Origin of the sequence: Archaeoglobus neptunius (genome assembly GCF_016757965.1) — an archaeon.
In the GTDB taxonomy this organism is placed as follows: domain Archaea; phylum Halobacteriota; class Archaeoglobi; order Archaeoglobales; family Archaeoglobaceae; genus Archaeoglobus; species Archaeoglobus neptunius.
In genome coordinates, this window is sequence record NZ_JAEKIW010000009.1 from 18,402 (window position 1) to 29,564 (window position 11,163).

General features: G+C 46.6%; 10 protein-coding genes. 4 read left to right on the forward strand and 6 right to left on the reverse strand.

Annotated elements, in window-relative coordinates; genetic code table 11:
- Positions 1–30: 30 nt before the first annotated feature.
- The gene (locus JFQ59_RS07910) at positions 31–1,005 is read right to left on the reverse strand and encodes a PAS domain-containing sensor histidine kinase (protein WP_202319885.1); all 975 of its coding nucleotides are present in this window, start codon (positions 1,003–1,005) and stop codon (positions 31–33) included.
- Positions 1,006–1,047: 42 nt separating this feature from the next.
- Positions 1,048–2,367: a type III ribulose-bisphosphate carboxylase gene (gene rbcL / locus JFQ59_RS07915; protein WP_202319886.1), complete on the reverse strand. Its 1,320-nt coding sequence runs from the start codon at positions 2,365–2,367 to the stop codon at positions 1,048–1,050.
- Between the two features lie 114 nt (positions 2,368–2,481).
- Here rbcL and JFQ59_RS07920 point away from each other — a divergent pair, with 114 nt between their 5' ends.
- The gene (locus JFQ59_RS07920) at positions 2,482–3,465 is read left to right on the forward strand and encodes a radical SAM/SPASM domain-containing protein (protein ID WP_202319887.1); all 984 of its coding nucleotides are present in this window, start codon (positions 2,482–2,484) and stop codon (positions 3,463–3,465) included.
- On the opposite strand, the gene JFQ59_RS07925 is transcribed toward JFQ59_RS07920, so the two are convergent.
- The 4 genes from JFQ59_RS07925 to JFQ59_RS12470 form a co-directional block, all read right to left on the reverse strand.
- Positions 3,457–4,398: a PQQ-binding-like beta-propeller repeat protein gene (locus JFQ59_RS07925; RefSeq protein ID WP_202319888.1), complete on the reverse strand. Its 942-nt coding sequence runs from the start codon at positions 4,396–4,398 to the stop codon at positions 3,457–3,459. The two genes, JFQ59_RS07920 and JFQ59_RS07925, sit on opposite strands and share 9 nt — an antisense overlap.
- A 41-nt stretch (positions 4,399–4,439) precedes the next feature.
- Entirely contained in the window at positions 4,440–5,984 is a 1,545-nt protein-coding gene (locus JFQ59_RS07930) for a putative sulfate exporter family transporter (RefSeq protein WP_230972394.1), read from the reverse strand.
- Between the two features lie 103 nt (positions 5,985–6,087).
- Entirely contained in the window at positions 6,088–8,214 is a 2,127-nt protein-coding gene (locus tag JFQ59_RS07935; protein ID WP_230972395.1) for a PAS domain S-box protein, read from the reverse strand.
- On the reverse strand, positions 8,211–9,197 hold the full coding sequence (locus tag JFQ59_RS12470; protein ID WP_230972396.1) for a YeiH family putative sulfate export transporter: 987 nt from the start codon (positions 9,195–9,197) through the stop codon (positions 8,211–8,213). The genes JFQ59_RS07935 and JFQ59_RS12470 overlap by 4 nt, the downstream gene beginning before the upstream one ends.
- 77 nt (positions 9,198–9,274) lie before the next feature.
- Here JFQ59_RS12470 and JFQ59_RS07940 point away from each other — a divergent pair, with 77 nt between their 5' ends.
- The 3 genes from JFQ59_RS07940 to JFQ59_RS07950 are packed head-to-tail and all read left to right on the forward strand — an operon-like array spanning position 9,275 to position 11,157.
- A complete protein-coding gene (locus JFQ59_RS07940) occupies positions 9,275–9,766 on the forward strand; it encodes an Lrp/AsnC family transcriptional regulator (RefSeq protein ID WP_202319890.1) in 492 nt (163 codons plus the stop codon).
- A complete protein-coding gene (locus tag JFQ59_RS07945; RefSeq protein WP_202319891.1) occupies positions 9,732–10,910 on the forward strand; it encodes a pyridoxal phosphate-dependent aminotransferase in 1,179 nt (392 codons plus the stop codon). Before JFQ59_RS07940 ends, JFQ59_RS07945 begins: the two co-directional genes overlap by 35 nt.
- Positions 10,885–11,157, forward strand: coding sequence for a ubiquitin-like small modifier protein 1 (locus JFQ59_RS07950; protein ID WP_230972397.1), 273 nt, complete (start codon positions 10,885–10,887; stop codon positions 11,155–11,157). The genes JFQ59_RS07945 and JFQ59_RS07950 overlap by 26 nt, the downstream gene beginning before the upstream one ends.
- The last annotated feature ends 6 nt before the right edge of the window (positions 11,158–11,163 follow it).

The following is an 11,163-nucleotide window of genomic DNA, read 5'->3' on the forward strand; positions in this document are numbered from 1 at the left end:
CTGAGTATGTCATGTTTATTAAGGTATATTTTAAAAATTTTGTGCTGGAAACTCGATTAGAAAAGAAGCGCCCTTTTCGAAACCTTCCTCAAGCCTGATGCAAGCTCCGTAAGTTTCAAGTAGTTTTCTCACAATATAAAGACCCAATCCGCTGCCCGATCCGGAAGTGACACCCCTTTCAAAAATTCCTTCTTTCATACCTTCAGGAATGCCAGTACCGTTATCTCTGACTCTTATGTATATTTTGTCATCCTCCCACACCTCTATCTGGATCTCACTGGCTCCACCGTGCTTTATGGCATTTCCAATGAGATTCTCGAAAACGCTGTAAATACCGTCATTAGCTCTGACCTCTGCGTCGCCTATCAGCTCGATTTTAATATCATGACCCTTTGCGACCTCTTCAACAACCTCACTTATTTTGTAGGTATCCGTAATACCATCACTGGCCAGTTCGAGGGCTTTTATTTTCCCGATAAGCTCTGTTCCTTTTTCTATACTCTCTCTGATTTTTGAGAGTAACTCTTTGTTGAAACTTTCCTCCAGAATCTCGGTGTACGAGTATATGCTGGTGAACACGTTAAGTATATCGTGCCTCATAACGCTGTTCAGAAATTTGAGATGGTTCAGGAGGTCATTAATTTTTTCCTGCATTTCTATTCTGTCTGAAACATCGGTAAAGATCAGAACATAGTGTTTCTCTTTGCCGCTACCTACCACGCTGAATCTGACCTCATTCCACTGATATCCATCCTTTTTAATGGCTTTAATCAGGAGCGGGTATGGTATTTTGTCAATACCTCCTTTCAGGGCTTTTTTAAAAGAATTGACTACCAGATCTTTACTGTCGGGATGAATGGCGGCGAAAGGATCTTTTTCGAAGTTATCCGGGTTAATCCCGGTTTTCTTGACTATTCTGTTGTTGATATATAAGAGCTTCCCACCAGAGTCGAAAATTGCAATTCCTGCTGGGAGATCATCAATTATCCTTTTCCAGTCTATCATTGACAATGGTGCATAACTGTGAAATAAAATGCTTGCGGAATGTTAAACCGGTGTTGTCTTTCCCCACTTTTCAAGTGCTCTTTTGAGCTCTGCGTGCTTCTCAGCGTAATCTTCCAGCGGAATGTTCTGGAATATGGCGTAGAGTGCCTGCCTGACTGCTCTGGCACCTGCCAGAGGGCCATCAGGGTGACCGAGAGTTCCGCCACCGACCTGTATCACAATATCGCCTCCAAGTGCCTCGATCACCGGTTTCAGGTTGCCCGGATGCAGTCCACCCGAGGAGACGGGCATTGCCGGTTTTATGTGGTAGAATTCCTGCCTCATATGGTAAACGTCCCCGTTTTCTGGCTCGAAAACATCCTTGCTGAAAACTCTGGCGTACTGTACAACCTCCCTCCTGCCACCTTCGAGCTTTCCTGCCCCTGCAGTACCAACATGAAGCTGGTCGATACCTATTATGCGGTAAAGCTTTGCCAGAACGAACATCGAGATCCCGTGAGATGGATTTCTGGTAAATGCAGCATGCATGGCCCTGTGACCGTGAATAGCAAGTCCGTAATCTCCGGCAAGGTCTCTGATGTACTCCAGAGCTCCCCACCCTGTAACAACGACATCAACCATCACGTACGGATTTCCGAGTTCCGCAACGAGCTTGAGTCTTCTCTCCATCTCGCGAATGTCGGATGTTATGTTTGCAAACCACACCTTCTTTTCTCCAGTCTCACTCTCCACCCTTTCTATTACTCTCATTATCCTGTTTGCCCTCTCCTCAAATCTGCAGTAGTCGGGACTGGTGAGGTTCTCGTCGTCCTTTATGTAGTCCATTCCCCCGCTCAGCAGATCATAGGCAAGTTTCTCCACCTCTTCGGGAGAGTATCCCACCTTTGGTTTTGGCACGGTTCCGACTATCGGCCTGTCCTTAACCCCGAATATTTTTCTGACCCCGTCTCTACCCATTCCCGGTCCTTTAAAACCTTTCAGGAACTTTTCCGGGAAATATAGGTCTTCCAGCCTCAGGCCGGCGACCCTCTTCATTCCGAAAACGTTTCCGGCAATTGATGCGAGCAATCCCGGCATGTTGTGCAGTTCGAACAGTTCAACGGGATAGGCAATCTTCACGATCCATGAATCACCCGTTCTGTGAAAATCGTAGGCTCTGGCGGAAAGATCTTTGACCCTCTTTTCATCATACCAGTTGTAGAGGGTTGTCCAGGTTCCGGTGCTGCTCTCGGCAGCAACAGCACCTGCCGCATCTTCAATGCTGAAACCTCCGGCGGGTTGAATTCTGAAAACCGCAATTACATTCTCTCTCAGATCGGGTTCATAGCTTCTGTCAACGTACTCCCCATACATCTCGAACATGATCAGTCTTCTTTACCAAACGTTTAAATCTTTTCCATTTTTGGAAATTTTCGGAGTTTTGGCCATCTGTTCTGTCTCCGGCAATTTAATTAAACTCTCCGGAAAGCGGAGATTATGCCGGATATCGTTCAGGTTGAGGTTTCCACAAAATGTCAGCTTAACTGCCTCATGTGTCCCCTTTCCGCCTTCAAAGATGTATGGACTGGAAAGAATATGGAAATGGACGTATTCCTGTCAATTCCATTCAAAAGGTTTCGCTATGCGCACCTTCAGGGATGGGGAGAACCCCTGCTTAATCCCTCTATCGGAGATATGATTGAGCTGGCATCGAAGTACTGCAGTGTTGGTTTGACCACCAACGGTCTGCTCATTGAAAAGCACATCGATACCCTGCTCAAAACAGACCTTGTTGCTGTTTCAGTTGGGGGTGGAAAGGCGTCAGTGCACGAAGATGTCAGGAAAAGCAGTCTTGAGAAGATCCTGAATGGGATAAAAACGCTATCGGAACAGCGAGTAAACAAAAGACCTAGAATCGTTATACCAACCCTTATGCTCAGAAACACCATCAAAAGCCTTCCCCAACTCATCGACCTCGCCCATCAGCACGGGGCAGATGAGGTCATAGCGAACAACTTTGATTACATCCCCACTCGTCATCATGCGAGGTTCAGGGTTTTCGGGACTAAGGCGAGTCCTGAAGTTGAGGAAGCAATCAGTGAGGCAGAAAAAAGGGCAGAAGAGCTTGGAATTGGTTTCACAGCCAGACCGAGAGTTATGGAAGAGGCTCTCGTCTGTGCGGAGAATCCCGTGAATAACTGTCTTGTGACGGTTGATGGTAAAATCGCCCCCTGTGTTTATCTGCATTTGCCAACTTCATCGGATTACATTTCGAGGTACTTTGAAGGCAGGGAGTTTCTGGTTCCGAAGGTGTACTTCGGTACGGTGCAGGATTTTGACAGAGTGTGGGGAAATCGAAACTACCGAACTTTCAGAAGGATGTTTGAAAGGAGGCTTTCCCTTCTGAGGCAGTTTTTCTCCTTCAGCCCCTCACCACTGCCTGACGTGTGCAAAACCTGCTACAAGGCATACTCAGTGTAAGCTGTACAGTGACAGGCTTTTGTTACTCACGGCAACCAGCCCATCCCCGAATTTCAGAGGCACACCGTCAACTTTGAGCCTTTCTTCAGTTTCACCATTCTCGGATAGAACAAGTATGGTATTCTTCGCACCGACGTACATCCTGTCCTCGCAGTGCAGACTCACTGCCGGGGCATCAAGGGTTTTTTCCCACAGGACTTCGCCATCCTTAGTTATACATCTCAGCAGATTTCCGGACGATAAAAGTACAAACTCCCTCCCAGCGCTGACATCCGGGTTGCTGGCATGGATTCTCCATATCTCCGTCACATTATTGTTCAGTTCAAATAATATCGCTTCATTCCTATTTAGCACGATCACACCATTTCCAAAAGCCACCAGTTTTTTCACCGGGATGCTGAAAGTCCATTTGGGCTCCCCTTTCCTGCTGAAAACGTACAGGTACCGATCAGTTCCAGCTATTATCCGGTCTTTGAGGAAAAGGAAGTCCTCCACCCTCCCGGCAACTCTTTTTTGAAATACTCTCTTCCTTTTGTGGGTGTAAACGTAAACGTACTCGTTCATGAATTCTGTACCGGCCGCCACAACGTCATTCCCGAGTTTTACGGCCGTTACATCTTCAGGTCTCCATCCCAGGCTTGCGGTCGTCGCAAACTGGTGTTCCCACAGCAGCTCTCCGTCGATTGTGTACAGGTAGAGCTTACCATCCATGAAGTTCGTTCCCACGGCTGCGAGTGATTGCCCAGCATCCAGTGCGGTTATGGCAACATCACCGTAGGGATCTCTGTAGAAGGTTGTGTGCATATCATGTCTCCATGAAAGCCCATCTAAATCGAAGCACAGGAGTCTGTTTCCTGAACTTACCAGAATGTGATCTTCAGCGATGGTTATACCGGATATTTCTCCTGTATTATACTTCCAGAGCCTGTACATGGTCTCAAAAGTTTAAAAAAGATTAAAAAATTTGGGGAAGTTCAGCCGCCCCAGCCTGCTGTTGACCAGTACCAGCCGAGCACGAAGATCGACATCAGGGCTCCGAGTATGACGTTCACTATTGCTCCTGAGGAGAATGCGATCCACGGATTCTTGCCCGTTGCAGCAAGCTCTCTGAATCTCGTTGTAAGACCAATGCTGAAGAACGTGAATATGAACGTCCATGTTCTCATTGTTTTTATCGGTGCGACGAGCAGAGGTTTCATCTGGCTTGTGTAGACATCCATCGGCACTCCGACTGTCAGGATGGTTATGAACAGAGATGCCACGAAGAAACCGAGGACGAACTTTGGAAATCTCCACCAGATCTCCATTGCTGACGGTTTCTGCCCGGTTTCCTCCACTTCCCACCTTGTTGTGGCAATGATCGCCATCACGAAGGCCCAGAGACCGATCCAGATATCTCTGCCTATAACCTTCATCAGTGTGAAGGTTCTGATGGCTATGTCATCAACATCAACGCCAAGAGACTTTGCATGAGCGATTGCCTGCGCAACGGTCTGTCCTGTTCCGAAAACAATGGCGTTTGGCGGTAAGTTGGCGAATATGCTGCCATACGCAGCAGCCGCAGCAAATCCTGCTGCATCTGCAAACTCAGACGTTCCGATCCACGCTCCCGCAACACCCGGATGGAGGACAAGAGCTCTGCTGATGAGCGGAAGTGCGAAGATCATGATTATGGCCCAGACGATGACCGTGGTGATACCCATTGCAGCATGCTCTTTTCTGGCCCTAACCGCAGCCGACATCGCAATTGATGCCGAAACACCACAGACAGCTCCTCCAGCTCCAAGTACCGATGCAAAGCGCCTGTCCATTCCCAGAACCTTCGTTCCTACGAGGTATATTGTCACGAATGTTGAAACCGCTATTACCGTCGCCTGTATGAAGGCCACTGGTCCGGCGTATATGATCAGGGTGAACGGCAGCGTCGCACCGAGCAGGACGATACCGGTCTTAATATAGTATTCCACTCTGAACCCCGCATCCATCCACCTCGGCAGTATGTTCATGTTGCCTATAACCAGACCCACGATCAGTGCGAACAGTGGCGCTTCCAGGTTGTAGTGGTGCGCTGTTTCGTTTGCTGAAAACACGGCTATCAATACAGAGAATATATACACGAAGATGAACGCAGGCACAAACTCGCTAGGTTTGAATCCCAGAATCGCACTGCTTATTGTGAACACCACCAGCCAGAAGATGAAGTTGGCGAAGTACCACCCTGCCTTTGCTGCAAAGTGCTGCCCCAGTATTGCATATCCCTCAGGTGTAAAGCTCCACTTGGGGGGATATACCGCCAGTGGTTTGAGTGTGCCTCCTGTGTAGTACAGTGCCGCCGCCAGTATGATTACGATGAAGGCCATCCACACTGCCCACCAGTCCTCTGTTTTCCAGAGAGTCTGCCATCCTCTTACCACTTCGACCCTGATCTCTTCCTCGAAACCGCATGCGGCGCATCTCCAGAGATCTTCGAGTTTTGCCATTGATTCTCCACATTTCGGACACTTTTTCTCATCACCCATTCTACCACCTCTCAACTACCTCGCTTCCAACCAACGAATCCCACATTCATAACTCGGATTTTAATAAATATTAGAATATCGTCAAAAAAAGCGTCAAATAGCGTCAGACCGCCCTCAACATCTCCTTTGCCTCATCTGTGACCTCCAGAGTCTTCAATCTTCCATCTTTAATAATTTTAATTAGCCCCTTATCTATAAGGTGTGTGATCCTTTTTTTGGCAGTATTTCTTGTTATGTTAAAATTGGACATCACATCCTTTATCGAGGGTCTGATCCCCATTCTGTTTTTGGAGTAGATGTATCTCAGCACATCGAAAATTTCGTTCGGCAGCTCAATGTCCTTGGCCTTGATTACAGCGCACTCCATCCTCAGAAGTTTCATTTCATTCTCACCTATCAAATCGCTGTCGGATACAACAACAAGAACACCCTTGTTCAGAACAAAGAAGACATCTTTCAGCTTTTGCAGAAGCTCGTATACTTCTTCAAAATTTCTTTTTAGCAAAAGGTAGTCGAGATCGAGCAGTACAGCGTTTTTCCAGCCGGGCATGTTGACTATCTCTCTGTAGATTTTCTCAGGATCCGGTTCAAGAGTTCTCTCTTTCCTTCTTTCTGCCAGCATGAGATGGTTGTCCTCATGAACACCAATCAGCTCAGGATATCTTCTGCTGATCACCTTTCCAGTGTACCCGCATTTTATCAGATCGTTTATCACATCAACGGCCAGATCGAAACTTTCGGCAAAGTAAACCCTGCCTTTTTCGACCTCATATTTGAGCATTCTTCTCTCTGCTTCTCTTTCGCTCTCCTTTTTAAGTGAAACATCTCGTGATATTACTGAGAAACCTGTGAGTTCTCTTTGCTCATCAAACAGCGGTGAGATCGTAACCTCAACATCAATAACTCTGCCATCTTTCCTGAGTCTGCGCGTTTCGAATCTCAAATCCTCCTCACCACTCCTCAATCTTCTGATTATGAACTCTGTTTCGCTTTTTATTTCGTCCGGAAGTAGTTCAGAAGAGTTCATTCCAATTGCCTCGCTTTTGGTCCATCCAAAAAGCTTCTCTGCAGTTCTGTTCCAGCTTGTGATCACACCGTCCATGTTTACTGAGTAAATTGCATCGTTGGAATTCTCAACAATATTGGCCAGATGCATGAGCTCTTTCTGAACCTCGAGAATTTCTCTGGTTCTTCTCTCCAGTTCTTCACAGGTATTTTTGAGATCAATTTCCGCCTTTTTCCTTCTGGTTATGTCTCTCATAATGGCCACGAACCCGACGAGCTCATTTGAGGAGTCGTAGATGCTTGTGAGGGTCTGATCCACGATGAGCGTGCTCCCGTCTTTTCTTATTCTCAGGGATTCTATGTCCTTTACGTGTCCCTCCAGAACGGCTTTCCTGAAGTTTCTCCTGCACTGCTCCCACTGCTCTCTCGGCAGCAGAAATGTTAGGGGTTTACCAATCGCCTCTTCAGCAGAGTATCCAAACATCATTTCTGCCCCTCTGTTCCATACCATTATCCTGCTGTCCGTGTCCAGAATCACAATGGCATCAACCGAATGCTCTAGAATTTCTCTGAAAAAGGCCAGTTCTCTTTCTATTCTCTTTCTGTGACTGATATTTCTGGCAAAACATCTGTATATACCGTTTGCCCTCTTTACAGTCACCTCAAAAGAATGGAGGGTGCCGTTGAGTCCCAGAAACTCAAACTCAAACTTATTTTCTTTTTCGAGCTTTTCGATTGGAAAGCTCTCAACAACGTCAGTTATCTTTCTTCCGGTGATTTCTTCATCCGAATAACCCATATAGTCTTTTACATTAGGACTTGTGTATGTGATCTCGTAATTTTCATTAAGCTCAAACAACCAGCCATCAATCTCCTCCACAACACTTCTAAATCTTTCTTCGCTCTCTTTGAGCGATTTTCTTTCCCGTTCAAGCTCTTCGACCATCCAGTTAAATGTTCTTGCCAGTTCTTCAAATTCGTCTCCCGTTTCGACCTTAACCCGGTCAAGCTCACCGGAGACAACCTTTCTGAATGCCTCATTCATCCTTTCGATCGGCTCGAGAATGCTGCCCGCCACGAACAGTGCTACTATTGCGATCACTATGGAAACATAGATGTAATGGGAAACGTCAATTCCACTTATTTCAACAACTGAAATTCCCAGTGCGAGGGATAAAGCGGAAATGAAAAGAAGCAGCAGTAAGAATTTACCGAACAGCCTCATACGACACCACTCCCCATTAGCAGTCCCAGTACCGCAACTCCAATACCCCACCCACCGTATGCGACGAGCAGAGGTCTGATTCCTACTCTCTGCACCCGTCTGAGGTTTACGGTATACCCGATGGCAGCAAGGGTTGTTGAGAAAACCACTGTTGCCACAGGCCTGAGAGTTTCGACAATCTCGCTGGGCAGGTAGGTTGTGGCAAAGAGGGCAACTCCCAGAAAGCTGACAACGTACCACGGGACATAAAACCGGCTTTCAGAGTACATTATTGACAGGATGAGTGCGACAAGGGCTATCATTGCAATTCTTATCCCCTTCACAGCCAGTGCCTCGTTCTCGACACCAAGAAACTGGGAGGAAATTTTGACAAGTCCGGTCTGGTGTAGCGTTGCTCCGGCGAGAACTGCATAATCTTCTGGGGTTATACCAGTAAAATGCGCAATCCCCGGATATATTATTGCTCCGGTTAGTCCAACAGCGGTTATGATCATAATTGCAGCCGAAAAATCTTCTTTTCTCGGTTTCAGTAGAGGGGAGATTATGGCTATTGCCGAAACACCACAGATACTGCTTCCACATGCAAGAAGGAGAGAAAACTGTTTGTTAATTCTGAGCAGCTTTGAAAGCCAGATAATTGAGATAAAAATTATTGATGCAACGAACAATGTTGCCACGACAACCTCCGGCTTGAATTCACCCAGATAGGGGATGTTGATATTAAGTCCGTAGAGCGTTATACCGACTGGCAGGAGAACCGCCAGAGATTTCTCGGCTGTCGACTTCTTTTTTTCATCATCCTGTATGTTTCCGGCTATTATTCCGAAAACAAGGGCGAGGAAAAGCGGCTCAAATGCCGGATCGTAGATGTTTATGATGTAAGCTACAACCCCACATGAAAATAGGAGCAAAATGATGAGTACATCAGTTTTGCTGACTGCCAGCTCTTTTGCAAGATCGGGCATTTTTATTGTGTCAAGCATCTAGCCAATAATCGAGGTTGACATATATAAATTTGTTTTGGGAGTATCTTTAAATACACTAACATTTAACCGAATTCGTGGACAGCGAAGAGTTAGAAGTCCTGAAAATGCTGGAAGAAAACAGCAGGATGAGCAACGAGGAAATAGCGGAAGTTCTGGCTTTGCCTGTTGAAAGGGTTGAGGAGATTGTGAGGAAGTTCGAGGATGAGAGAGTGGTGCTCAAATACAAGGCGATTGTTGACTGGGAAAAGGTTCAGGAGGATTTTGTTTATGCTTTAATAAACGTTAAGGTTTCTCTCACAAGAGAAAGAGGTTATGATGATATTGCCAAGAGAATAGCGAAGTTTCCCGAGGTTCATGCGGTGAGACTTGTGAGCGGTGAGTACGACTTTCAGGTTGTTGTCAGGGGAAAGAGTCTGAAAGATGTTGCGTTTTTTGTTGCAGAAAAGATTTCCACGATTCCTGAGGTTCGTGATACGTTCACACATTTTGTTCTGAGAACCTACAAAGAGGAGGGCGTAAATCTGTTTAGCGATGAGGAAGACAGGAGGCTTGCCTTTGTCCCGTAGAGTTGCGAAAAGGGTTGATGAGCTGAAACCGTCGGGAATACGGAGATTTTTCGACTTAGTTGTAGGAAGGGATGATATAATATCCCTTGGTGTGGGAGAACCCGATTTTCCTGTTTCATGGAGGATAAGGGAGGAGATGATCTACTCCTTGGAGAAGGGTTACACGTCCTACACTTCAAATCTCGGACTGCCTGAGTTGAGAGAGGGGATTGCCGAATACTACACAAGATTTGGTGTTAAAGCTCTTCCGGAACAGGTGCTGATAACTTCGGGTGTCAGCGAAGGTGTGGACCTTGCCATCAGGACTCTGATCGAGCCGGGAGACGTTGCCCTGATCCCCGAACCGTGTTACGTGAGTTACAAACCTCTGGTCGAGATCTGTGGAGGTGAGGCGGTAACGATTCCAACCATTCCTGAGTTCAAGCTCACGTACGAAATACTCATGGAATACGCCGATTCTAAGCCGAAAATTCTTATTCTCAACTACCCATCAAACCCGACGGGTGTCAGCTATACAAAGAAGGAGCTTGAAGAAATTGCAGATGCGGCAAATGAGTTGGATTTAATCATCCTGTCAGATGAAATCTATGCTGAGCTTACCTATACCGGAAAGCATGTGTCCCTTGCATCTCTCAACGGTATGGAGGATAGGGTTGTCATATTCAACGGTTTTTCAAAGGCTTTTGCAATGACCGGAATGAGGATCGGATACGTAATCGCACCACCTGACATATTTGCCGGAATGCTCAAGATACACCAGTATTGCATGCTATGCGCACCCATCACAGGTCAGATAGGGGCTGTTGAAGCTTTGAAAAGTCTCGATGAAGTGGATAGGGTGAGGGCGGAGTACATGAGAAGAAGAAATTTCGTTTACAAGAAACTCAGCGAAATTTTTGAGATTAAGAGACCGGATGGAACGTTTTATGCCTTTCCGAATATTTCTTCGACTGGAATGTCGAGTGAGGAGTTCGCTGAAGGCCTTCTGATGAAAAAGAACGTTGCTGTTGTACCCGGAAATGCGTTTGGAGAGTGTGGAGAGGGTTATGTAAGGCTGGCCTTTGCCGTTAAGTTCGACAAGCTGAAGGAGGCAATGGAGAGGATAAGGGAGTATGTTGATGAATATGGCAAGGGTAAAGGTTAAGCTGTTTGCCAACTTCAGAGAGGCTGCTGGAGTGAAGGAGATTGAGTTAGAGGGGGAGAGGGTAGAGGATGTACTGGACAGCCTTGTCGAGAGGTTTCCCCAACTCGGAGAAATGTTCTACGAGGGTGGAACGCTGAGGGATTATGTTCACATCATGGTAAATGGCAGGAACGTGAGAGGGGATCTCGGTTACTCACTGAATGATGGAGATGTTGTGGCAATCTTTCCGCCTGTGAGTGGGGGTTAGGATAAA